Origin of the sequence: Providencia sp. PROV130, assembly GCF_028482225.1 — a bacterium.
Classification (GTDB): Bacteria; Pseudomonadota; Gammaproteobacteria; order Enterobacterales; family Enterobacteriaceae; genus Providencia; species Providencia rettgeri.
The window spans coordinates 42,288-67,086 of sequence record NZ_JAMPQC010000029.1 but is presented as its reverse complement, the minus strand read 5'-3'; the positions used below and the strand labels follow the sequence as shown (position 1 = coordinate 67,086).

The 24,799-nt window shown below is 41.4% G+C and carries 19 protein-coding genes and 6 tRNA genes; 16 read left to right on the top strand and 9 right to left on the bottom strand.

From position 1 onward, the window contains the following. Nucleotides 1-2: 2 nt before the first annotated feature. Together PSF28_RS19175 and nagE are read right to left on the bottom strand one after the other, a co-directional pair. Nucleotides 3-1,361 (bottom strand): colicin E3/pyocin S6 family cytotoxin, encoded by a 1,359-nt coding sequence (locus PSF28_RS19175; RefSeq protein ID WP_272685487.1) that lies wholly within the window; start codon nt 1,359-1,361, stop codon nt 3-5. A gap of 207 nt (nt 1,362-1,568) precedes the next feature. Beyond that, nucleotides 1,569-3,554 carry an N-acetylglucosamine-specific PTS transporter subunit IIBC gene (gene nagE, locus PSF28_RS19170; protein WP_442958821.1) on the bottom strand — a complete coding sequence of 662 codons (1,986 nt, stop codon included), beginning with the start codon at nt 3,552-3,554 and terminating at the stop codon, nt 1,569-1,571. A gap of 457 nt (nt 3,555-4,011) precedes the next feature. On the opposite strand from nagE, the gene nagB reads away from it, so the two are divergent. From nagB to PSF28_RS19120, 10 genes are all read left to right on the top strand, one after another. Beyond that, nucleotides 4,012-4,815 carry a glucosamine-6-phosphate deaminase gene (gene nagB, locus PSF28_RS19165; protein ID WP_272666445.1) on the top strand — a complete coding sequence of 268 codons (804 nt, stop codon included), beginning with the start codon at nt 4,012-4,014 and terminating at the stop codon, nt 4,813-4,815. Nucleotides 4,816-4,890: 75 nt separating this feature from the next. After that, on the top strand, nt 4,891-6,054 hold the full coding sequence (gene nagA, locus PSF28_RS19160; protein ID WP_210840382.1) for an N-acetylglucosamine-6-phosphate deacetylase: 1,164 nt from the start codon (nt 4,891-4,893) through the stop codon (nt 6,052-6,054). 11 nt (nt 6,055-6,065) lie between these two features. Then, nucleotides 6,066-7,289: a DNA-binding transcriptional regulator NagC gene (gene nagC, locus PSF28_RS19155; protein ID WP_272685485.1), complete on the top strand. Its 1,224-nt coding sequence runs from the start codon at nt 6,066-6,068 to the stop codon at nt 7,287-7,289. Between the two features lie 371 nt (nt 7,290-7,660). Then, a tRNA-Met gene (locus tag PSF28_RS19150) sits at nt 7,661-7,737 on the top strand. Nucleotides 7,738-7,744: 7 nt separating this feature from the next. Beyond that, nucleotides 7,745-7,829 (top strand) — tRNA-Leu (locus PSF28_RS19145). A 31-nt stretch (nt 7,830-7,860) separates the two neighbouring features. Next, nucleotides 7,861-7,935: transfer RNA gene (locus PSF28_RS19140), tRNA-Gln, on the top strand. 31 nt (nt 7,936-7,966) lie between these two features. After that, a tRNA-Gln gene (locus tag PSF28_RS19135) sits at nt 7,967-8,041 on the top strand. Nucleotides 8,042-8,091: 50 nt separating this feature from the next. Next, nucleotides 8,092-8,168, top strand: a tRNA-Met gene (locus tag PSF28_RS19130). Between the two features lie 10 nt (nt 8,169-8,178). Next, a tRNA-Gln gene (locus PSF28_RS19125) sits at nt 8,179-8,253 on the top strand. Nucleotides 8,254-8,810: 557 nt separating this feature from the next. Beyond that, on the top strand, nt 8,811-10,154 hold the full coding sequence (locus PSF28_RS19120) for a dicarboxylate/amino acid:cation symporter (RefSeq protein WP_210837094.1): 1,344 nt from the start codon (nt 8,811-8,813) through the stop codon (nt 10,152-10,154). Nucleotides 10,155-10,223: 69 nt separating this feature from the next. On the opposite strand, the gene ubiF is transcribed toward PSF28_RS19120, so the two are convergent. Further along, on the bottom strand, nt 10,224-11,411 hold the full coding sequence (gene ubiF, locus PSF28_RS19115; protein ID WP_272685484.1) for a 3-demethoxyubiquinol 3-hydroxylase: 1,188 nt from the start codon (nt 11,409-11,411) through the stop codon (nt 10,224-10,226). 461 nt (nt 11,412-11,872) lie between these two features. Between ubiF and miaB the strand changes: the two genes are divergently transcribed. The 5 genes from miaB to lnt all read left to right on the top strand — a co-directional run bounded on the left by miaB (nt 11,873) and on the right by lnt (nt 17,584). Beyond that, nucleotides 11,873-13,303 carry a tRNA (N6-isopentenyl adenosine(37)-C2)-methylthiotransferase MiaB gene (miaB, locus tag PSF28_RS19110; RefSeq protein WP_210837068.1) on the top strand — a complete coding sequence of 477 codons (1,431 nt, stop codon included), beginning with the start codon at nt 11,873-11,875 and terminating at the stop codon, nt 13,301-13,303. A gap of 39 nt (nt 13,304-13,342) precedes the next feature. Beyond that, on the top strand, nt 13,343-14,395 hold the full coding sequence (locus PSF28_RS19105; protein WP_004908988.1) for a PhoH family protein: 1,053 nt from the start codon (nt 13,343-13,345) through the stop codon (nt 14,393-14,395). Then, nucleotides 14,396-14,863 (top strand): rRNA maturation RNase YbeY, encoded by a 468-nt coding sequence (gene ybeY, locus PSF28_RS19100; protein WP_210837069.1) that lies wholly within the window; start codon nt 14,396-14,398, stop codon nt 14,861-14,863. A gap of 307 nt (nt 14,864-15,170) precedes the next feature. Further along, on the top strand, nt 15,171-16,055 hold the full coding sequence (corC, locus tag PSF28_RS19095; protein WP_004908986.1) for a CNNM family magnesium/cobalt transport protein CorC: 885 nt from the start codon (nt 15,171-15,173) through the stop codon (nt 16,053-16,055). Beyond that, the gene (gene lnt / locus PSF28_RS19090; protein ID WP_210837070.1) at nt 16,055-17,584 is read left to right on the top strand and encodes an apolipoprotein N-acyltransferase; all 1,530 of its coding nucleotides are present in this window, start codon (nt 16,055-16,057) and stop codon (nt 17,582-17,584) included. The genes corC and lnt overlap by 1 nt, the downstream gene beginning before the upstream one ends. A 47-nt stretch (nt 17,585-17,631) precedes the next feature. Here lnt and PSF28_RS19085 read toward each other — a convergent pair whose 3' ends face one another. Then, nucleotides 17,632-18,555, bottom strand: a complete 924-nt coding sequence (locus tag PSF28_RS19085) for a sugar kinase (RefSeq protein ID WP_210837071.1) — start codon at nt 18,553-18,555, stop codon at nt 17,632-17,634. Further along, nucleotides 18,555-19,574 (bottom strand): SPFH domain-containing protein, encoded by a 1,020-nt coding sequence (locus PSF28_RS19080; RefSeq protein ID WP_210837072.1) that lies wholly within the window; start codon nt 19,572-19,574, stop codon nt 18,555-18,557. The genes PSF28_RS19085 and PSF28_RS19080 overlap by 1 nt, the downstream gene beginning before the upstream one ends. Nucleotides 19,575-19,724: 150 nt before the next feature. Between PSF28_RS19080 and PSF28_RS19075 the strand changes: the two genes are divergently transcribed. After that, a complete protein-coding gene (locus tag PSF28_RS19075) occupies nt 19,725-20,438 on the top strand; it encodes an NUDIX hydrolase (RefSeq protein WP_272685483.1) in 714 nt (237 codons plus the stop codon). Nucleotides 20,439-20,486: 48 nt separating this feature from the next. Here the strand turns inward: PSF28_RS19075 and PSF28_RS19070 are convergent, their stop codons facing one another. The 4 genes from PSF28_RS19070 to PSF28_RS19055 form a co-directional block, all read right to left on the bottom strand. Beyond that, entirely contained in the window at nt 20,487-21,014 is a 528-nt protein-coding gene (locus PSF28_RS19070; protein WP_210837076.1) for a protein K, read from the bottom strand. Nucleotides 21,015-21,124: 110 nt separating this feature from the next. After that, nucleotides 21,125-21,625: a protein disulfide oxidoreductase gene (locus tag PSF28_RS19065; RefSeq protein WP_210837077.1), complete on the bottom strand. Its 501-nt coding sequence runs from the start codon at nt 21,623-21,625 to the stop codon at nt 21,125-21,127. Between the two features lie 349 nt (nt 21,626-21,974). Next, nucleotides 21,975-22,706: a DsbA family protein gene (locus tag PSF28_RS19060; protein WP_210837078.1), complete on the bottom strand. Its 732-nt coding sequence runs from the start codon at nt 22,704-22,706 to the stop codon at nt 21,975-21,977. Beyond that, nucleotides 22,703-24,775: a protein-disulfide reductase DsbD family protein gene (locus PSF28_RS19055; protein WP_210837079.1), complete on the bottom strand. Its 2,073-nt coding sequence runs from the start codon at nt 24,773-24,775 to the stop codon at nt 22,703-22,705. The genes PSF28_RS19060 and PSF28_RS19055 overlap by 4 nt, the downstream gene beginning before the upstream one ends. Nucleotides 24,776-24,799 lie beyond the last annotated feature (24 nt).

Here is a 24,799-nt window from a genome sequence, read left to right as displayed (position 1 = left end):
CTTCATAGATATTTTTTTATATTACGTTTAGGATCTGCTGGTTTCAATTGTTTACCACTTTTTGGATCGAATGCACCTATATGCTGCCCATCACTACCTCTATATCCCTCCAATTCTCCATGTTGAGAATCCCACTCATAGATTTTACGCCCTTTGTCACCAACCCACCGATTACGCCGTCCCCCACCACCTTGTTTTGGCGTTTTTCCTTGCACTGGCTTTAATTCACCTAAGCCTTTTATTTCATCAACTTTAGGTGCAGGATGATAAGAATGACCTTTTTCTTTAACACCTTTTCTTTCATCGTCTTTTCCCTTCCCTTTATTTTTCTTACCGCCTTTGCTTGCCGCAATATAAATTGGCTTGACACCGATGTTCTCAGAAAAAACAATAATAAAAGGAGATTGCGGGTTAGAACTTGAATTTATAACGGAAGTTGGAAAAGAAGGTGAACTAATCGGGATGCCTGAAGGCCGTTGAATATCATATATTTCACCAGGTAACGATTTCAATCTCTTCGGGTTAGGTAAGGGAGTACCTGTGAAAACCTCAGGTTTTCCTATCTGTATATATCTATCTTTTTGTTCATTTGGCAGTGAATAACTAAAAAGCCCTTTTTGTTCAGTGGGGATTGCTGGTATAACTCGAGTCTCGACTGGTGAATTTGTTGGTGTTAATTCAATAATTTTTTGTCCATTACTTATATGCTCTGTAGGAACGGCATAAGTTTCAACAATGCCCTTGTTACGACTCACCTCTCTTAATATTCGTTCCTCTGGTACTCTTAATTGTTCCCCAACGGGTGTCCTTGCTGTATTTGTATTCCTTGTTAAATAATCAAAATCATGTTTTGAAAAGCCATGTAATGTATCTATTCCGGGTGCACCCGCTGGTGGCGAATATGTTAGTAATCCAATACCTAATCCCACCGACCGCCCAATAACAGTACCTAGAGGGTCACTGTTAGAAAGAGGGGTGACACCGAGTTTGAAAGTACTGACTGGTGCAGCATGGCTGATTATTAGAGGGGACGGTTTTAAGGTTGATAAAGAAGCATTTAATGCTGAAGTAAGTGCAGGAGGAATTGTTACTGCTTGATTATCAAAAATTTTATATCTTAGGCTGTCTGTTACTGACTCATATATTTTGATTTTACTTTTAAAATCCTCCCTGAGCATAGATAGTGTTTGTGCAAATGTTTTTATATATATTTTTTGTGCTTCTAAAAAATCACCTCGCCTAAATGCATCCATCATCTGTTTAGCACGCTTATCATATGTCAGAAAAGGGCAATCTTGTTCCCCACACCTAGGGCAAAGGTTACACTTCAATATGTTCATGATGTCATCATTTTGCTGCATGGATGTTCCTTATCAAAAGAGTGTGTTATCCCAAACACTGCCCACAAAGCTAACAATTAATTATGTTTTCTTTATGCACTAGACTCAATTGATACTGATTATCATTATTTGTTATACCCTATATGATTATCTTTTTCTTATTTAAGCTGCATAAAAAAAGAGGGTGGCCTAAGCCACCCTCTTACTCACTTATAATATTAAACTGAATTATTTCAGAACATTATAAATAACTGTTTCACCGGCTTTCACGTCGCCTTCAACTAAAATCTCGACGCCTGCAAAATCATCAATATTGCTGATGATAACAGGGCTAATCATCGATTTAGCATTGGCTTCAAGGAACGGTAAATCTAATTTCAGGATAGGTGTGCCCGCTGTCACTTCCGCCCCTTCTTCCACTAAACGTGCACAACCTTCCCCTTTCAGTGCAACCGTATCTATCCCCATATGAACAATGAGTTCGACACCGTTTTCTGTTTCAAGGCAGAATGCATGGTTAGTTTCAAAGATCTTCACTACCGTTCCTGACGCAGGCGCTAGCACTTCGTTACTTGTTGGTTTGATAGCAATACCATCGCCCACAATGCGGCTAGAGAACGCTTCATCTGGAACATCGTCAAGGGAGAACACTTGGCCACTTACTGGTGCAACCAGAGATAAAATCACATTACCTTTTGCTTTCGCAGGCTCTGCGGCTTTTTTCTCTTCAGCCACTGCAACTGGCGCAGAACCGGCAATAGGGCCTTTTGCAATCACTTCAGTCATTGCTTTTGCCACTAATTCAGCACGTGTACCGACAATCACTTGAACATTTTGTTTGCTTAAGCGAATAACACCTGAAGCACCTAAACGCTTAGTCATCGCATCATTAACTACAGCTGAATCTTTAACGCCTAAACGTAAACGTGTAATACAGGCATCAATACTGACGATGTTGTCACTACCACCAACCGCTGCAACATATTGGCGAGCTTCTTTTTGAATATCGCTGTCACTGTTATCGGCAGGGCTAATGCTTTCGTCATAACCATCAATCGTTTCATCACCTGCGCTCTCTTCACGGCCTGGTGTTAACAGGTTGAATTTACGGATCATGAAACGGAAAATGACATAGTAAATGCAGAAGAAGACTAAGCCTTGAACAATCAACATATACCACTGAACGGCTAATGGGTTACGTGATTGCAATAACATATCGACTAAACCTGCGCTGAAACCGAACCCTGAAATCCATTCCATTGTTGCTGCGATATAAACCGAAATACCCGTTAACAATGCGTGGACTACGTACAGAATTGGCGCCACGAACATGAATGAGAACTCAAGTGGTTCAGTGATACCGGTGAAGAATGCCGCAAACGCACCAGCAATCATAATACCAGCCACTTTGGCTTTATTTTCCGGGCGAGCGCAGTGGTAAATTGCTAATGCCGCACCTGGCAAACCAAACATCATGATTGGGAAGAAACCAGCTTGGTAACGACCAGTGATACCCACTGTCGCCAGACCTGCTTCAATAGACTTAGCACCGCCTAAGAAGTTTGGAATATCATTGATACCCGCAACGTCAAACCAGAATACCGAGTTGAGCGCGTGGTGCAAACCAACTGGAATTAATAAACGGTTGAAGAATGCGTAGATACCCGCTCCCACAGAGCCTAAATCTTTAATACTTTCACCGAAAGAGACTAAACCGTTGTAAACCACCGGCCAAACATACATCAGAATGAAGGCTAAAATGATCATTAAGAACGATGTCAAAATCGGCACGAGGCGACGACCGCTAAAGAAAGACAACGCTTTTGGTAGCTCTACGCCACTGTAGCGGTTGTACAATTCAGCAGACAATACCCCAACTAAGATACCCACAAACTGGTTATTTATTTTACCGAATGCCGCAGGAACGCTTTCCAACGGAACATTCATGATCATGGAATAAGATGCTGGAGAACACAGTGTTGTCACCACTAAAAAGCCGACAAAACCGGTCAGTGCAGCCGCACCGTCCTTATCTTTTGACATTCCATAAGCAACACCAATAGCAAACAGCACGGACATATTATCAATAATAGCCGCACCCGATTTAATCAGTAACGCTGCGATTGCGCTATTGGCTCCCCAACCATCTGGATCAATCCAATAGCCAATCCCCATCAGGATTGCTGCGGCTGGTAGTACAGCAACTGGCACCATAAGTGCCCTACCAATCCGCTGTAAGTAGCTAAGAATATTCACAAACTCCCCCTTTATCGCCCTATTTTTGCCCCATTTACGGGATCTTATTGTTCACACACCTAAATCATAATTTAGGTTATTGAGAGTATCAATTTCATAGTCTAAATTAATTGTTTCGCGATGCAAAATAAATAGGTTCGATTTGTGATAAATGTCAACGAAAGAGTTACTGATATGACTAAATTACTAGCTATTAATGAAAACTTATTTTATGATTAAAAATAACTTATTTATACTATTAACCTGTATATTCTCAGCACACTTGAGTGCATGTCCTGAAAAAAAACAGCATGTCAACCAAGTGATAATGCACAATAAATTTGAAGTATAACGAGTATTCCTATATCTAATAAATAACATCGGGGATACATATATACATGAAAGATTTCACAGACTTATTAGAGGTAATTGAGACATGAGGCTAATTCCACTTAACAATGCGCATGATGTCGGCATTTGGTCCGCACAGTATATCGCTGACAAAATCAACGCATTCAACCCTACTGCTGATCGCCCTTTCGTTCTTGGGTTACCAACAGGAGGTACCCCTCTTGCGACTTATAAAGCACTGATTGCTTTATATAACGCAGGAAAAGTCAGTTTTAAGCATGTGGTAACATTTAATATGGATGAATATATTGGTATTCCAGCTAATCATCCTCAAAGCTATCACACATTTATGCATGAAAATTTCTTTAACTACATCGACATTCAAGCGCAAAATATTAATTTACTGAATGGTAATGCCCCAGATGTTGATGCGGAATGCCAACGTTATGAAGATAAAATTAAATCTTACGGCAAAATTAATTTATTTATGGGCGGCGTTGGTAACGACGGTCACATTGCTTTTAATGAACCCGGTTCTTCACTGAACTCGCGGACCCGCATTAAAACATTAACACCAGAAACGCGCCAAGCTAACTCACGTTTCTTTGATAACGATATCAATCAAGTACCAAAATTTGCTTTAACTGTCGGTGTCGCCACATTAATGGATGCTGAAGAGTTAATGGTACTTGCAACAGGTGCGAATAAAGCAAATGCAGTTCATGCCGCAGTTGAAGGTTCAATTAACCATATGTGGACAGTGAGCTGCGTGCAAATGCACCCAAAAGCACTGGTCGTCTGTGATGAACCAGCAACACTCGAATTAAAAGTTAAAACGCTTAAATATTTCAAACAGCTAGAATCTGAAATTATTGAAAAGTTTAACTAAGATTATATTTATCAATCACCCGATCAGCGAAGGCTGATCGGTGACCCACCTTCCAGAGGTCAGGAGTTTTAAGCCATGTATGCATTAACAAATTGCATTATTTATACAGGTCATGAAAGACTGGATAACCATGCGGTCGTCATTGATGGTGAAATCATCAAAGATGTTTGTCCTGTCTCTGAATTACCTTCCGATATTCCACAGCATGACCTACAAGGTGCAACGTTATCTGCAGGGTTTATTGACCTTCAAGTTAACGGCTGTGGTGGTGTCCAATTCAATGATAATAAAGAAAATGTCACATTAAAGAATTTGGATATCATGCAAAAAGCCAATGAGCGTACAGGATGTACCAGTTACCTGCCAACGCTGATTACCTGCTCTGACGAATTAATGAAGCATGGTATTGAGGTCATGACTGAGTACTTAAAAGACCACAAGAACCAAGCTCTCGGGCTTCATTTAGAAGGCCCATATATTAATGTTATTAAAAAAGGCACACATAACCCTGAATTTATCCGCCAACCATCCGCGCAGATGATTGATTATTTAGCTGCTCATGCAGACTCCATCACTAAAATCACTTTAGCGCCTGAAATGGTTGAACTAGATTACATTCACCAACTGAAAGATTCCGGCATTGTTATTTCTGCAGGGCATTCAAATGCAACGTATGAAGAGGCCAAACTGGGCTTTAAAGCCGGAATTCGCTTTTCAACGCATCTTTTCAACGCCATGCCATATATTTCAGGCCGTGGCCCTGGTTTAGTTGGTGCTATTTATGACACTCCTGAAGTGTATGCGGGAATTATCGCTGATGGCTTACATGTTCAGTGGGCAAATATCCGTAATAGTAAGCACTTAAAAGGTGATAAATTAATTTTAGTGACTGATGCCACAGCGCCGGCAGGAATAGATCCTCAAACTGGTGAAATGGATCATTTTATCTTCGCTGGTAAAACCATATACTACCGCGATGGATTATGTGTAGATGAAAATGGCACACTCAGCGGCTCGTCACTCACCATGATAGAAGCCGTGAGAAACAGTGTAGAGTACGTGGGTATTCCATTAGATGAAACACTGAGAATGGCAACGCTCTACCCCGCAAGAGCCATTGGAGTTGATGAGACTTTAGGGTCTATTGCTCCGGGTAAAATTGCGAATTTAACCGCGTTTAACCACGACTTCGACGTCCTTGCAACCTATGTGAACGGAGCAGAAGTCTACAAAAAATGAGTAACTAGCTAATGAATCAAAGCCACTCGCTGAAGCAAATTGGTAATATTGATCTCGTCAAACAACTAAATAGCGCTGTCGTCTATAGTTTAATTGACCAACATGGCCCGATATCAAGAATTCAAATCGCGGAGCAAAGCCAACTTGCCCCAGCCAGTGTGACTAAAATCACTCGCCAGTTACTCGAACGTGGTTTAATTAAAGAAGTTGACCAACAGGCCTCTACTGGAGGCCGTCGTGCCATATCTATTGTTTCTGAACACAAAAATTTTCACACGATTGGCGTCCGCTTAGGGCGCTATGATGCCACCATCGCCTTATACGACTTAGGTGGCAAAATGATTGTTGATGCTCATTACCCTATCACAGAGCCTTCTCAGCAAGCCGTAGAACAAAAGTTGATTGCCGCTATAGATGATTTTATTGAGCATAATCATAAGCGCTTAAAAGAGCTGATTGCGATTTCTATTATTCTCCCTGGGTTAGTTAACCCAAATAGTGGGATTGTTTACTACATGCCACATATCAAGGTCGACAATTGGCATCTCATCGATAATTTACAAGCACACTTTAAAATTACCTGTTATGCAGGGCATGATATTCGCAGCCTAGCCCTTGCTGAGAGCTATTTTGGTGCTACTCGTGATTGCGAAGACTCTCTGCTAGTACGCATCCACAGAGGCGCAGGGGCGGGTTTAGTCATCAATAAAGAGATATTGCTCAACCATCGAGGTAACCTCGGGGAAATCGGCCATATCCAAGTTGACCCTCTTGGCGAACTTTGCCATTGTGGTAATTTTGGTTGTTTAGAAACCATTGCCTCAAACCAAGCGATTGAAGCCCGTGTAAAACAACGTTTAGAACAAGGCTATTCGAGCTCCCTTACATTGGAAACTTGTACTATTTCCCATATTTGCCAAGCCGCTAATAAGGGAGATCCACTTGCTACGGAAGTTATCCAGCACGTTGGCCGGCAAATCGGTAAAGCGATAGCTATCTCTATAAACTTATTTAACCCTGAAAAAGTCGTTATTGCAGGCGATATCACGGAAGCAGAACACATTCTGTTACCCGCGATTCAAAGCTGCATTGACACACAAGCCTTAAAAGGATTTAGGGAGAATCTCCCCATCGTCACATCGCAGTTGGTTCATAACTCGGCAATAGGCGCTTTCGCACTCACTAAACGCGCGATGCTCAATGGTGAATTATTGCAAAAACTGTTTGAAAGCTAATTTTTGGCGTGTTTTTTTTAAAAGCAGGTTGAGACACCTGCTTTTTTATTGTCTATAAACTGAATATTTTCATTTCATATATCATTTTTAGCATACTCCCCATTCCTCCACGTTGTTCCCCGCACAAATTTTTGAGCTCTTTCGCTGTATTATTTCCTCCCCTTAACAAATTACATTTATCTAGCGTCTAAGACAAAAAGTGATTTTTTTCAAATACGGGCTTGTTTTTTGCTGGCTTTATCGACAAAATGATTATTCAACAAACAAACAGTCACGTTTTCTGAAAAATAGTGCAAAAAGCTGTTGACTGTCGGGTCTGTAATTAGCATAATGCGCCCCGCAACGCCGACGAAGGTTATGCAAAAAAAGATGGCTATGTAGCTCAGCTGGTTAGAGCACAACACTCATAATGTTGGGGTCACAGGTTCGAATCCCGTCATAGCCACCATTATTTTGCGGGAGTGGCGAAATTGGTAGACGCACCAGATTTAGGTTCTGGCGCCGCAAGGTGTGCAAGTTCAAGTCTTGTCTCCCGCACCATTTTCCTTCTCGGTAGCATTGAATTTAAGATTGGGGTATCGCCAAGCGGTAAGGCACCAGGTTTTGATCCTGGCATTCCCAGGTTCGAATCCTGGTACCCCAGCCATCTTAAAACAATCAATAGTAGAATTCCCGGATGGGGTATCGCCAAGCGGTAAGGCACCAGGTTTTGATCCTGGCATTCCCAGGTTCGAATCCTGGTACCCCAGCCATCTACTATCCTACCTAGAGTTGCACAATTCATTTCAAAGAAATTATATATGGCTATGTAGCTCAGTTGGTTAGAGCACAACACTCATAATGTTGGGGTCACAGGTTCGAATCCCGTCGTAGCTACCATTTCTTTTGTTGGGGTATCGCCAAGCGGTAAGGCACCAGGTTTTGATCCTGGCATCCCCAGGTTCGAATCCTGGTACCCCAGCCATTCTCTTTTCAATATCACTTAAATTAACTCCTATTCTCTCTTTCTCTGCCTAAACTATCTTAATTTTGCTTATCGATTTTATTGATAAATTAAATGAAAAATAAAAAAATAGCAGATAACTCTATTTTTTAATAAGTTGAGGCTTCATCTCTACTGTTTTCTATATTTCCATCCCTATTTTTAGCTTAAATGATGACTTTTTAGTGATTTACTTATTTATTTAACCCCAATATTACCGATTAACCAATAGCTTAATCGTTTAAAGTGATGTTAAAGCAACATTTAGCTCATAAAATTTACGTTTGCATAACTTTTCTATCAAATATGTGACTTCAATCATTTCTCTATAACCGCTGAAAGTGTTAACCTGCGCTCGAATTGTAGTTAGGTATGATTATTACCAGTTAAATTATTATCAACCTCTGGTACTAATAAATTCAGCCCCTTCTTCCATTCCAACTAAATTAGTTCTCAGAAACTCTAATAAAAGTTTTAAACCTAATAATTATAAATTGCCAAACGCAACATTTTTACAGAGAAAATTTATGCGAAACATGATAAAGCAACCAATATATAAGATCTTATATGTTCAGGTAATCGTAGCCATCGTTCTGGGTATCGCACTTGGCCACTTTTTTCCAGACATTGGAGAGTCATTAAAACCGCTTGGTGATGCATTCATCAAAATCGTTAAAATGATTATCGCGCCAGTTATCTTCTTAACTGTAGTCACTGGTATATCAGGCATGTCAAACATGAAGGCCGTTGGTAGCGTCGCAGGTAAAGCGATGCTCTACTTCATCACTTTCTCGACCATCGCTCTCATCATCGGTCTTATCGTCGCAAATATCATTCGCCCAGGATCAGGCCTTAACATTGATCCGGCAACCCTTGATAGCACTAAAGTTGCCACCTACGTTGAAAAAGCACATGAATCTTCGATAGTTGGCTTCTTGATGAATATCATCCCTGATACCGTCATTAGTCCATTAGTAAACGGCAACATTCTGCAAGTTCTATTTATTGCTGTCATTTTCGGATTAGCATTGGCGGCAACAGGTAAACACGGCGAGCCTATTGTTAAGCTACTGCAAAATTTTTCTGAACCTGTGTTCAAAATGGTTGCGATGCTCATGAAACTCGCACCTATTGGGGCATTTGGGGCAATGGCATTTACCATTGGTAAATATGGAATTTCATCTATTGGCAACTTAATGATGCTGATAATGACGTTCTATATTACCTCACTGTTGTTCGTCTTACTTGTTCTGGGTGCAGTTGCTAAATACAACGGCTTCTCAATCATTGCGCTAATTAAATATATCAAAGACGAGCTATGGTTAGTTTTAGGTACCTCTTCTTCCGAAGCGGCACTGCCAAGCTTAATGCGCAAAATGGAGCATGCTGGGTGTGAAAAATCGGTTGTCGGGTTAGTGATCCCTACAGGCTATTCTTTCAACCTTGACGGTACTAACATCTATATGACGATGGCCGCATTATTTATTGCCCAAGCCACTAATATTGAGCTCACTATTTGGCAACAAATTTCGTTGCTGTTGGTTGCGATGATAAGCTCAAAAGGTGCAGCGGGTGTGACGGGTGCAGGGTTTATTACCTTAGCAGCCACACTGATGGTGGTGCCAAGCGTTCCTGTAGCAGGTATGGCGCTTATTTTAGGTATCGACCGTTTTATGTCTGAGTGCCGTGCATTAACTAACTTAGTTGGTAACGCATGTGCGTGTATCGTTGTTGCGCGTTGGGAAAAAGAACTCGACACAGAAAAACTGGCTCATGCATTTTCAGCAAAAAATGAAACATTAGATTCAGTGATTACTGAAGATGACAACAGCAATACGGATACAAATCACATTCAACCGATTGATTTAGCCAATAATAAATAACAATAACTTCTTCACTTAATAATAAATAGGCCGCTAATTAGCGGCCTATTTATATATCTAAGATAAGTTCTATAACCCTAAAGCATACTTCAACGCCAGTTTTTTCGCTTCTCCGGCGCGTTGTGCCGCCATCAACCCGAGATTCCTAACTATTTTCAATCCCGGTAACTTTTCACTAAATGCCATATAAAATACGTCCATTCCAGCTTGCATAATTAAATTATCAGGCAAACGACGGCGTTGATAACGTTTCAATACATCAAGAGAATGCCAAGGCTGTATATATTCACGAGCGTAAATCACTTCTTTCAACAATGCATCAACATCTCGGTAGCCTAAATTCACTCCCTGCCCCGCTAATGGGTTAATGGTATGAGCAGCATCACCAATCAATGCTAATCCATCTATCACATAGCGACGTGCATGATGACGAGTCAGTGGAAATGCCCCTGCTGCAATTGCGGTAACAGGCCCTAAACGTTCAGGAAAAGCTTCAGAAATCGCTCCCATCAACTGTTCCATTGACATGCCTTGTAAACGCCTAATCTTTGCAGGGCTGTCATACCAGACTAATGAAGCCCAATTATCATACAACGGTAAAAATGCCCTAGGCCCTGATGGAAAAAACTGCTGCCATGTTTTATCTTGCTGAGACTGCTGTGTTTGAATGCTAATCAACATACATGATTGGCGATACTGCCAGCCACGGCTACCAATTCCTGCCATTTTGCGGACCTGCGAATTCGCGCCATCAGCTCCAATAACAAGCTTAGCTTGCAGAGTTCGGCCATCATCTAATGCTAATATCCACTCTTCTTGCGACTTAGGTTGGTATAAATTGATAAGTCTCACAGGGCAGACAAGGTCTAGATTGCTGTATTTTTCACATTCCTGCCATACTGCAAGTTGTAACACACGGTTTTCTACCATAAACCCAAGTTCAGGCAACCCAAGACTCTGAGCATCAAAAACTACATTGCTCTCTGGCTCTTCCCATGTTTCTAACTGGCGATATGGAGCACTTCGCATTGCCTTAACATGTTGCCAAGCCCCTAATTGCTCCAACAATTCAACAGAAGCACGGCTAATCGCAGAAATACGAACATCTGGAGCACTTTGTGGGTCAAAGGCCGCAGGTTGTGCTTTTTCAAGCAAAGCGACTCTCATGCCTTCTTGAGCAAAGCCCAATGCTGCTGCCGCGCCAGTCATACCTGCGCCAACGACGACAACATCATAAGATTCGATTAATTTATTCATACGTTCGCTACTATTTATTGTTTAATAAAGGCTGTTGTTTGATAACAGTGCCCACGTTGATAAAGGTATTGTACCGAAAAATGATATTCCTCACAGGAAATATAAGCATTGAAGACTTAGAGGTTATTCGCGTCCTTCATCTTTATAACCTTACAAACAGTGTATTTTGCTGAAAATACTTTAATTCGCACAAAAAATAACCACAATTTTGCAACATCCTCTGGTCACTGATGCCGCAAATGAATACAATACGTGCTAATTTTAAAACAATAGGCAAATTGCCTGCCCTTAGATTTCGTGTGGTGATATTATTTTAAATATCTTTGCATTTATCCCATCATACAATGATGTCCTTAATCAAAATGCATGCGAGTTCCCAAATATAAGGGGTAGGACTTTGGATTTACAACGCGTTTCGGAGTCCATTACACTAGCCGCTTCGAAAACACCGGATATACGACATGTCGACGAATAAAAAGCTATACATTAAAACTTGGGGTTGCCAGATGAATGAGTATGACTCATCCAAAATGGTTTCTTTATTAGAAAATACCCATGGTTATCAACTCACTGAAATTGCAGAAGAAGCCGATTTATTACTGCTTAATACCTGTTCAATTCGTGAAAAAGCACAAGAAAAAGTCTTCCATCAACTTGGTCGTTGGAAGTTTTTTAAAGACAAAAACCCTGACATTATTATTGGTGTAGGCGGCTGTGTCGCTTCACAAGAAGGGGATTTTATTCGCCAACGTGCGCCAAGCGTTGACATCGTTTTCGGCCCGCAAACTTTGCACCGTTTGCCTGAGATGATTAACCAAGTTCAAGGTACCCGCAGCCCAGTTATTGATATCAGCTTCCCTGAAATTGAAAAGTTTGACCGTTTACCTGAACCTCGTGCCGAAGGGCCAACGGCTTTCGTTTCGATTATGGAAGGCTGTAACAAGTATTGCACCTTCTGCGTAGTGCCTTATACCCGTGGTGAAGAAGTTAGCCGCCCTTGTGATGATATTCTATTTGAAATCGCACAGTTAGCTGCACAAGGTGTACGTGAAGTTAACTTACTGGGTCAAAATGTGAATGCCTACCGTGGCGCAACTTTTGATGGTGAAATTTGCTCATTTGCAGAATTACTGCGTTTAGTCGCCGCTATTGATGGTATAGACCGTGTTCGCTTTACCACTAGCCACCCAATTGAATTTACTGACGATATCATCGAAGTTTACCGCGATACTCCAGAATTAGTCAGCTTCTTGCATCTACCTGTGCAAAGTGGCTCAGACCGCGTTCTAACGATGATGAAACGTGCTCATACGGCACTTGAATACAAAGCCATTATTCGTAAACTACGCGAAGCACGCCCTGGTATTCTTATTAGTTCAGACTTTATCGTGGGCTTCCCCGGTGAAACAACCGAAGACTTCGAAAAAACCATGAAACTGATTGCTGACGTGAATTTTGACATGAGCTACAGCTTTGTTTATTCCGCGCGTCCTGGTACGCCAGCTGCAGATTTACCTGACGACGTAACGGAAGATGAAAAAAAACAGCGTCTATACTTACTGCAACAGCGTATTAATCAGCAGGCATTAAGCTTCAGCCGCCAAATGGTGGGAACCATTCAACGTATCTTAGTTGAAGGAACATCACGTAAAAACGTTATGGAGCTGTCTGGACGTACTGAAAATAACCGTGTCGTGAACTTTGAAGGCACACCGGATATGATTGGTAAATTTGTGGATGTCGAAATTGTAGATGTCTATACCAACTCATTACGCGGTAAAGTCATTCGTACAGAAGACCAAATGGGTCTTCGCGTTCATGAATCACCAGAGTCTGTTATTGCACGCACCCGTAAAGAAGATGAGCTAGGTGTTGGTAGTTTTCAGCCCTAAGCCACAACCATAGGATATTCAGTGACCGAGACAAAAAATTTGCAAATCGCAACACAAGAAATCTTTCTAGAACCCGCAGATAACCAACGTTTAATGAGCCTCTGCGGGCCATTTGACGATAATATCAAGCAGCTAGAACGCCGCCTTGCTATCGAAATTAATCGCCGTGATAACCGTTTTAAGTTATCGGGTAAGCCGCTGAATGTTCAAGCGGCCAGCAAAATTTTGCGTCAACTGTATGTTGATACCGCACCTGTGCGCGGTGTTATCCCTGATATCGACCCTGAAAATATTCACTTAGCCATTCTGGATAGCCGTGTTTTAGAGCAATCTGCCGATAGCGTTCCTGACTACGGTAAAGCGGTGAATATTAAGACTAAACGTGGTGTGATCAAACCACGTACCCCAAACCAAGCGCAATATATCGCCAATATTTTAGACCATGATATTACGTTTGGCATTGGCCCAGCAGGAACTGGGAAAACCTATTTAGCGGTAGCCGCGGCAGTTGATGCCTTAGAACGCCAAGAAGTTCGCCGCATTCTGCTTACACGCCCTGCTGTTGAAGCCGGTGAGAAACTTGGTTTTTTACCAGGAGATCTCAGCCAAAAAGTCGACCCTTACCTGCGCCCACTTTATGATGCGCTATTCGAAATGTTAGGCTTTGAAAAAGTTGAAAAACTGATTGAGCGTAATGTTATCGAAGTCGCACCGCTGGCCTATATGCGAGGTCGTACGTTGAATGATGCTTTTATTATTTTAGATGAGAGCCAAAACACCACCATCGAACAGATGAAGATGTTTTTAACACGTATTGGCTTTAACTCTAAAGCGGTTGTGACGGGAGATATTACTCAGGTTGACTTGCCTCGCGGTAGTAAATCAGGCCTACGTCATGCCATTGAAGTGCTTTCCGAAGTCGATGATTTAAGCTTCAATTTCTTCCACAGTGAAGATGTGGTTCGCCATCCTGTTGTTGCAAAAGTCGTCATGGCTTATGAAGCATGGGAAGAACAAGATAATAAACGTCGCCAACAGTTACGTGAAGAAAAAGAACAGCAAAAGCAATTTGAAAAGCAGGAAAATCTATAAATGAGTGACATTATTCTCGACTTACAAATTGCGTGCGAAAACCCTGAAGGCTTACCTTCTGAAGCCGAATTTCAGCGTTGGTTAACCGCTGTTTTACCTAAATTTCAAGCGCAAAGTGAAGTCACTATTCGAGTGGTTGATGAGCCAGAAAGCCATCACTTAAACTTAACCTATCGTGGCAAAGACAAACCGACTAACGTGTTGTCATTCCCCTTTGAGGCTCCACCAGAAATTGAGCTGCCTTTGCTTGGTGATTTAATTATCTGTCGCCAAGTCGTTGAACAAGAAGCTATCGAGCAACAAAAAACAGCAGAAGAACACTGGGCTCATATGGTTGTTCATGGTTGCCTTCATCTTTTAGGCTATGACCATATTGAAGATGATGAAGCAGAAGAAATGGAAAGTTTAGAAACCGAAATTCTGGCTGAATTAGGCTACGAAGACCCATATCTTGCAGAAAAAGAGTGACCTTACTATAATTTTTTGAGATATCTTTCTCAAAGAAAGCATTATTTTACAAAAAACTGACGGTTATTTTGCAGATAAACCGTCAGTTTTGTGCTAAAAAAGAATGTAGTAAACTGTTTTTATTAACTAACCTAATCTCCAAATACTTTGACTTGGGCTACTTTTGGTACCAAGTGCAGCTAGGCAGTCAGCGCAGCTTATCCCAAAGAGCATACATAAGTATGTGACTAGGTTAAGTAAGCGCAGCCAACAACGCTGCGGTTCGAAGTATGACGAGTATTTTTTGAGGAAAAAAAAATTAACCGCCATGAGCGACGATAACTCTTCGAGTAGCGATAACCCTGGTCCTAAGAAAGGGTTCTTTGCACTGTTAAATCACCTATTCCATGGTGAACCTAAAAATCGTGATGATTTGGTCGAATTAATCCGCGACTCTGAACAAAACGATTTGATCGACCCTGATACTCGCGAAATGCTTGAAGGGGTAATGGATATCGCGGATCAACGCGTGCGCGACATTATGATCCCGCGCTCCCAAATTGTTACCTTAAAACGTAATCAAACGCTTGATGAGTGCCTTGATGTCATTATTGACTCTGCTCACTCACGCTTCCCTGTTATTAGTGAAGACAAAGACCATATCGAAGGGTTATTGATGGCAAAAGATTTACTGCCATTTATGCGTACCGACGCAGAGCCTTTTAGTATCGATAAGGTATTACGCCAAGCGGTTGTTGTGCCTGAAAGTAAGCGAGTAGACAGACTACTCAAAGAATTCCGCTCTCAACGCTATCATATGGCTATCGTTATTGATGAGTTTGGTGGTGTTTCTGGTCTAGTGACCATTGAAGATATTTTAGAGCTCATCGTAGGCGAAATCGAAGACGAGTATGACGACCAAGACGATGTTGATGTTCGCCAGCTTAGCCGCCATTCTTATTCTGTCCGCGCCCTTACGCAGATTGAAGATTTCAATGAAGCCTTTGGGACTCATTTTAGTGACGAAGAAGTTGATACGGTCGGTGGCCTCGTTATGCAAGCCTTTGGTCATCTGCCTTCTCGTGGTGAAACTATAACCATAGACAACTATCAGTTTAAAGTTGCGATGGCAGATAGTCGTCGGATCCTTCTGCTTCACGTAAAAATCCCAGACGACGCGCCAGTTCCAACTTTGGAAGAAGAAAAGACTTAATGAACTCAACGTCTATTTATCAAAGTCAGCGGTTGCGGTTACTGCTGGCTTTAATTTTCGGAGCCAGTGGAACGCTGGCTTTTTCGCCTTTTGACATCTGGCCTGCCGCACTACTTTCTATCCTTTTCCTCCAATTACTGACCTTGCAGCGCACGGTCAAGCAATCTTTTGCTATCGGCTTTGCTTGGGGATTTGGCTTATTCGGTAGTGGCGTTAACTGGGTTTACGTCAGCATTGCAGATTTTGGCGGCATGCCAGGCCCTGTTAACGTATTTATTGTTATTCTTTTAGCGGCATACCTTTCTCTTTATACCGGGCTTTTTGGCGCATTGATGGCTAAATTTGCTCCATATGCCAATATTTGGCGTTTAGTCTTTTTTGCCCCAGCGCTGTGGCAGGTTACTGAGTTTTTACGTGGTTGGGTTCTCACTGGTTTCCCATGGCTGCAATTTGGTTATAGCCAAATTGATGGGCCGATGAAAGCATTCGCTCCTATATTTGGAGTGGAAATGATTACGTTGCTATTATTTAGCATCAGTGGTCTGCTAGTACTCGCTATCCTACGCCGCAGCTTTATCGCGCTCGCTGTTGCGGCTGCCTTAATTTTTGCGCCATTACTCGCCAAAAATGTACAATGGTTTACCTCCCTTGAAGGCAAGAAAATGGAAGTCGCACTGGTTCAAGGCAACATTCCCCAATCAATGAAGTGGGAGGCCAGCTTTTTACAACAAACTAAAGACACCTATATGGAGCTCTCTCGCCCTTATATCGGTAAAGCGTCTTTGATTATTTGGCCTGAATCGGCAGTACCTTCCGTTGAGCTCGACAACCAAACATGGCTTAAATCTCTCGACCAATTACTGGCAGAGTCGAACACTCAGTTAATTACGGGTATTGTGGATGCGCGCCCGATGGATGGTGAATATACTTTTTATAATACAATCATTGTATTAGGCGATAAAAAACCGTATTTATATCCATCTAAAAACCGCTATAACAAACACCATTTAGTGCCATTTGGTGAATATGTACCTTTAGAAAATTTACTGCGCCCTATTGCACCGTTCTTTAATTTGCCGATGTCAGGTTTTAGCCGTGGCGATTATGAGCAAGCGCAATTAGCCGTTGGTAATATTCATCTCACTGCCGCTATTTGCTATGAAATTATTTTAGGTACACAGGTCAGAGATAACTTTAAACCTGATAGCGACTACTTACTTACTGTTTCAAATGATGCGTGGTTTGGAAAATCTATAGGCCCTTGGCAACACTTCCAAATGGCACGGATGCGTTCCTTGGAGTTAGGTCGCCCACTGTTGCGCTCAACCAATAATGGTATCACCGCAGTGATCAGTGCAGATGGCTCTATTCAAGATATGCTGCCACAATTTAAAACAGCGACGCTTGCCACTGAAGTCACCCCAACAACAGGACTTACTCCTTACGCACGTTGGAGTAATTATCCGATGTGGGGAATGGTTGTGATATTTGGTATTCTCGGTTTTGCTATGAATAGACGTCAAAAGTAACGATGTTAACCCCACCTCGAGAGCTATAAATGAGGTGGGGAAATTGACTAAGCAACTAATAACCCTCGTACATCTGCAATTTTCACTGTCACAATACAACCTGCATTGAATTGTAAGAAATCATCTTCAATACCATCGGAAAAAATAACTCCGTTATCAGGCATTAATGACTCAACCGCTAACGGGCTACTCGGCTCTATCGTGCCAAATACCCATCTGGTTCCTGTCGTTTTACTCAAAAATGGCTCCCTAACACTAAACTGTAATTTACTTTCCTCCCAGCTAAATCCTTGTGCTAACGGATGATTATTCCCTCCCATAATTGCCTGTGCCCCCGCTAAAATAGATTGAAACCATCCCGTTGACCCAAGTCCGGTCGATATAATAATTCCAGAGGATAATTGAAACTCTTGTTCTCCATTCCAGTTCAGTAAATAACGTGCCGATGTGTGGCTTTTCGGGCCAATAAATAAATCGTTCACCGCCAGTAGTGACTGGCCGTCATTGGTTGTTGCATGTGCAAAGGTCACTGATTTTTGCTCAACCTGACCTTTCAATGTTTTCGTTACCACCTCCTGTAATTGACTAATTTCAAATGGCAGTAATTTTCCATCCCACCTTGCAGGATCGGGGTTAATCGCAATAACGGGCTGACCTTTTAAATACTTTAACGTATTAGCCACTAAGCCATCCTGCCCAATCACAACGATAATGTCCTGCTTAGAAAATTGGTAGCTTGGTAATAATTTTCTTTCCAATAATTGAAATCGGCCTAAAGACTTCAAAATTGATTCAGCTTGGACTAATTGCCGCTGATATAAATCATGTTCATTCAGGTAATCATCGACTTCCACATGATTATGTTCCAAATAAAATTTTGCCTGAGGCCATGTATTGAAGCGTTCAATGAGCTCCTGTAAGCGAGTTTTACGTATCACGAGAATGAATCGAGCATCATCAATCTTATTCATTATTTCACCCCTTTTTTCATTAACTGGCCAAATAAGTCAGGGGAAATATTTAACTCGCCAATTTTTCCTGCATTTTGTGCTAATGATTCAAATGCCATTGCCATCAATTGCTCTGGTCCCATTTTCGCTAACGCAAGCGCTTTTAAGTTCTCCACTGGTAATTGGCTATAAGCTTTCATTTTAGATTCAATCGCATAGGCATCTGCATCAGATTGGATCCGTTGGTTTTCCACGCTAAGTGCCACCAGCTCATTACGTTTTGCTTCCGCACTCACCTGTGCTGTTAATTCTTCTTGCTTAATCTCTGCACGTTCACGTAATAACTTACGTTCATTATCAAGACGAGCTTCTTCAATTTGTTGCTCTTTGGCCTGCACAGATAAGTCCGTTTCTAGCTCAGCTTCTTTAATCGTCCTTTCTTGTTCGACTGAAAATTTTCGTCTTGCATAAATGGCGTCATCCGCTTCTTTCAAAATGGATTCTCTCGCTTGTGCTTCTAATGCTTTGAGGGTTTCAGGTGAAGGTGCAATTGCTGCAATGGAAACATCTAAAATAGCGATGCCTAATGACTCTATTGCGGCTTGTTCTGCAAGTTGCTTGCTGACTAACGTTACCAATGATTGGCTAATCAATAATGCATCTCGTAATGAAGTAGTTTGTATCTTAGCTTGGATAATTGTTTGAGCCGCACGCACTACTCTGTCGCTCAGTTTAAGTGGATCTTCAGATGCATAGCTTTTTCCATCTTTAGTTAAGTTAAAGTTTAAAACATCCGCCGTTTTTTCGGCAGCGACTACCTGAAAAGAAATTTGTCCCTGAATACGTAAACTTTGGAAATCAGAAGTTTGTAAATTAAAAATAAAGGGAGCTTCTTGTGCATTCAATGGAAGCGCCGCAATAGAGGTTTTGTCCGAGTTATACCAAAAACTGAGCCCCTTGCCTTGTTTACGCACTTTTCCATTCACTGATTGAATAACAAAAGTTGATGAGTCTGCTTTGAAATATTTAAAGTTAAACATAGCGCATTCCTTATTAATGTCTTTTAGACTTTAAATAATTATTGTCTTATAGACATAAATAAGTCAAGAGTTAAATGTCCTAATGACAATAACTGCTTTTATCTGTATGATTTACTCCTAAACTTCATCTTTGATTTGAATGGTAACAATATGAATGAAAAAGAATTTCTTGCTAGTTATGACAGAAAAGATTATTTATCGCCTTTACTGACTGTCGACGCCGTTCTGTTTGCTTACCATGAAAACACGTTAAAGGTATTACTGGTTGAACGAGCAAGTTTCCCCGAAAAAGGGAAATGGGGCTTACCGGGGGGATTTATTGATGAACAACATAATCAAACCTTAGAAGAAGCTATTTTACGTAAACTAAAAGAAAAAACAGGCGTGATCCCCCCTTATATTGAGCAACTTTGTACAGTTGGAAACCACCAACGCGATCCACGCGGTTGGTCTGTCACTGTTTGTTATACGGCTCTCATTGCTTACCAAGCCTGTGAAGCCCATATTGATACAGTAGATTCTGTCAGGTGGGTCTCTATTGATGAGATAGATCAGCTTTCTCTTGCATTCGACCATTTCAAACTCTATCAACAAGCGAGAGAACGTCTCAAGCAAAAATCACTTTATTCGATAGTTCCAGGCTTTGCATTACCTGAAGTTTTTACCTTAGCTGAACTTCAACATGTCCATGAAGTTCTGATTGGTAAGCCCCTGCAAAATAAATCGTTTAGGCGCCGACTTGAACAAGCGGATTTGTTGGTTGATACTGGAGAAAAACGCCATGAGCGCGGTCGCCCGGCTAATTTATATCGTTTAAAACCACAATCAGCGGATTACCGTTTTATTCGTAATTTGGAATTTTAATTGTTGAACTGCCTGATAAATCAGTATTATCAGGCATTGCAATGAATGCTATTGGCAAATCGCAGGGGTTACAATATAAGTAAAAATGAGTTTGTTAGACTTATGGTAATTATGCGTAATCCCTTCAGGGAACATTTCATGTAAAATATCCATACCTGCATTTTTACCGCAGTAGTTGCGATTCAAAATTTCACGCATATTTTGCTGCCAGCTATCGCCTTCCAATACGTTATCAGGGATCCCTTTGATGGTGTATTGGTAAAATAACATGCCATTTTTCGCGGTGACTTCAGTCAATAGCGTCACATCATCAATCAGCATAGGTAGTGATTTAGCCATGTCAGACAGAAAAATGCCCCGTAACATCGTTGGGTCATCATCGCCTTTTGCATTAAAGGCATTAATTTTGTCTTCTGTTGAATTAGCTTTTATTTCATCATAACGCTGTTCTATTTGTGAATTTCCGATCGTTCCTGACGGTTGTTCCGGTGCTGTTTTCTCTTCCACCTCAGGGGAACATCCCGCGATTAATACCGCACCTAAAAATAATCCAACCACTTTTTTAAACATAGCCATCCCATTCACCTATTTTATTATTTATATAGCTGAATGAGTTTACCATAATGATAAATTAAACTTATAGGCAGAAAAATCCCCTTTTTTAGCCTAAAGGGGATGATAAAAAACTAAAAAGATGCCAACCACATCCGCATTTTTAGACCGTAAGAACTAGTCCAACCTGAAGTAAAGCTGACTAATTCACCGTTATCAATCACCATAAATGTGGGTGTTGCACTGACTCCAACCGAATTGGAAAGTTGCCCACTTATATCGTTGATCACAGGAAAGGTTAGCTCTTTGTTTTCCATCCCTTTGATTAAGCGAGATGTTTCACCTGAACGTATCGCTACTGAAATAATTGGCATACCTGATTGGCTTAATTCTGATACCATTGGCGAAGTCAAATTACAGACCCCACACCACGTCGCCCAGAAATAAACCAATATCGGCTTATCTTTACTTAACTCTGCCAATGAAACCGTCTCACCGTTGGCTAGAGTGTGTTGTTCCAATAATACAGGCGCAAGGGTTTGTGGCTTGCGCCATAAATCCATCACTGTAAAGGCAATAAATAAAATAATTACCAAAACAATGATTTCTTTAGACCATTTTTTTATTTTATTCATATAGTTACTTACCTATTTGTTATCAAATAGTACAAATCAAAGATGTAAGAAACCAAAACATCCACTTAAAATGAATGCTTTAGCATTTAATTAAATATTTGTTTTCCTATCCACTAATTTTAGAGTTTGGATTGTTTAATCTTTATCCTCTAATTCTAGAGTTTGGATTATTTAATCTTTATCCTCTAATTTTAGAGTTTGGATTATTTAATCTTTATCCTCTAAATAATTCGCGTTGTGGCTAGGCGGCAAACGAGACTATCGTGGGGAGCATACACAAGTATGTGACTCACGTAGTCGAGAGCAGCCAACAACGCCACAGCGCGAAATATGACGAGGATAACGAGGATTATTTGAGCTTAGCCAACTGCTCCTTCACTACTGCCTCAAACTGCTGTGCATCAATAGCACCTGGGATCAACTCATCACCTACCAATGTTGCTGGCGTACCATTCACACCCAATTTCTCTGCCAACATCATATTGGTGCGAATGCCATCACGGCTCTTATCACTGGCTTTCAGTTTATCGTTTCCTGTCGCTTTAAGCGCATCTTTGATATTGGCATCTGATAGCATGCCTTGTTTTTGCATAAATTTGTGGTGTAGAGCTTCAAATGCTTTCGGGTCTTCTTGCCACAGCGTCATGGTTAACTGAGCTGAATCCATTGAAGTCTGGCCTTTAAATGGTAAGTATTTAATTACCACAGCCACATCATCAGGGTATTTTTTCACAAGATCCATCAGTTGTGGGTCGAAACGCTTACAGAATGGGCAGTTAAAATCAGTAAAATTAACCAAAACTAACTTGGCATCTTTTTTACCGATACGCGGGCTGGTTGGGTCATTAAACAAAGCATCGTGCTCCGCTTTTAACATTTCTTTCATTTGGGCTTGTTGTCTTTCCCCTTGCTTAGCTTGCAGGGCAACAATCGCTTCTTCCAAAATTTCTGGGTTTTCAATCAAAGTATCACGCACTAATTTACGCACTTGCGCTTCTTGGTCTGCACTTAAAGGTGCCGCTTGTGCTACTGACCCCATCATTAGCGACGAAAATAAAACGGCTAAGATTGTTTTTTTCATTTTGTGGCTCCTTTGGCCTGATTCATAACGGATATTAGCGATTCACGGTCAAGTATTGTTGACAGTACTTCGCCTTCGGCCAAGTTAGGGCCATAAATTTGATTAAATGGAACAGCGACCTGCCCACGTTTTTGTAAAAATGCCGTAATTTCAGGTGAAGGTTTGGTCCAATCACCACGTAAAGCAACAACATCAGGTTCACTAAGTAGCTGTTGGATATCATCTCTTAGTAGTACATTGTATTTATTTGCCTTACACGTCACGCACCATTCCGCGGTAACATCAATGAAGACGCGCTTGTTATCCGCCAGTGCAGTCGTAATAGCTTGTTCAGTTAATGGTTGCCAATTCACAGTATCTTTAACAAGAGAGCGACTACCGGAATGCTGTTCTTGCGTCATCCAAGCAAACCCACCAGCAAAAGCGGCAAATAATATGAATGGTAAGATGGCCGCCCTTACACCTCGTTTTATCGCGATAAAAACAACTAATAATACTAAGAAAATGACAGCAATCGCCGTCGAAGTAGGCACACCAAAATGTGGTATTAATAAGCTAATTAACCATAAGCTAGATACCAGCATCATTAACCCTAGTATGGCGCGTAATTTCAGCATCCACATACCTGGTTTTGGTAGTAAGCGAGAGATAGCCGGAAAAGCAGCGATCAGTAACCACGGTAAACTCATACCGATACCTAATGCGGTGAAGATCAACCACAACTCTTCCATTGGTGCAGCCAGTGCAAATGCTACGGCTGTGCCCAAAAATGGTGCAGAGCAAGGTGTTGCCAATAATGTCGCGAATACCCCTTGCCAAAAATGACCGCTGCTACCATGCCCCCCAGCTGTTGCCAAGCGTGTATTGGCCTTGCTACCTAAGTTAATTTCAAATAAGCCAAATAAATTTGCAGTAAATAGCGCTGTTACCAATACCATAAAACCGATAAACCACGGGTTTTGGAACTGAATACCCCAACCGACAGCTTGTTGACCGACTCGTAATAACGTCATCAATAGCGCCAGTAACCAAAAGGAAACTAAAATACCGAGAGATGACAATAAAAACTGACGACGAATAGTATTTTGCTCACCATGAGGCACCATCAATACAGAGCCAAGTTTCATCGCTAACACAGGTAAAACGCATGGCATTAGATTAAGGATCAAGCCTCCCAAAAGGGCAAATAGCATCACCTGCCATAACGAAGCACCACTCACCTTTGATGCTATTGTGCCAGTAAATGTACTCACTTGATGGCTAATTTGCTGGGAAATGTCGCCATCTGCAACCACAAAAGAAACTGTTTTACCAGTTAAATCAGGAGACTCGCCTCCCCAATCATCACCAACATCTATTGTTGCTGTTAAATGATTGCCCGTTATCTCTATTACAGGTACGCCTAATGCAGCGCCTTCAACCACATCAGTGAAAATGTTCGGTTGTTCCCAAGAGCTTCCTGTGCTTTTTTGTAACTCAATGATTAGCTTATCATTGGCAAAGCCAACTTTGGTTTGCTCCACTAAACCACTTGATGGAGGAACCGCCCCTTTGGCTTGGTTAAATGCCCAAGTAAAGTCGGCGGGAGCGGGTTCTGTTAAATCGAGCTCAAACGGGTAATCGGTTAAAATACAAACATTACTGCAGGTTGATAACGTGAGTATTCCTGCTAGTTGATCGAGCTTTTCATTACTTGTGACTGTAATGGGGAAAACAATATCTCCCATATAGCCTTGAGTTGAAACACCCGCGACATCAAAGCGACCAGGTGTTGGCCATTGCCAATCGGTTGATTCAACAGGAGATGACCATACAATTTCAGGTGCGACTCCGCCTTCACCCGGCGAACGCCAATAGGTTTTCCACCCGTCATCAAGTTTTACGTCGAGCAAAATGTCAATTTTGCCATTTTCCTGTGCCGAACTTAATAACCTGACCTGCGCATGCCGTGGAGTGTTATCGTTCATCCACCCCGTATTCGCAGGTTGCAACCACCCCGTATCCGCAGCGTGTAAACTGCTCGAAAATAGTGCAAAAAATATAAAAAATGAATTAATTAAAAAACGCATTGTTTCCTCCAGAATAAATTACAC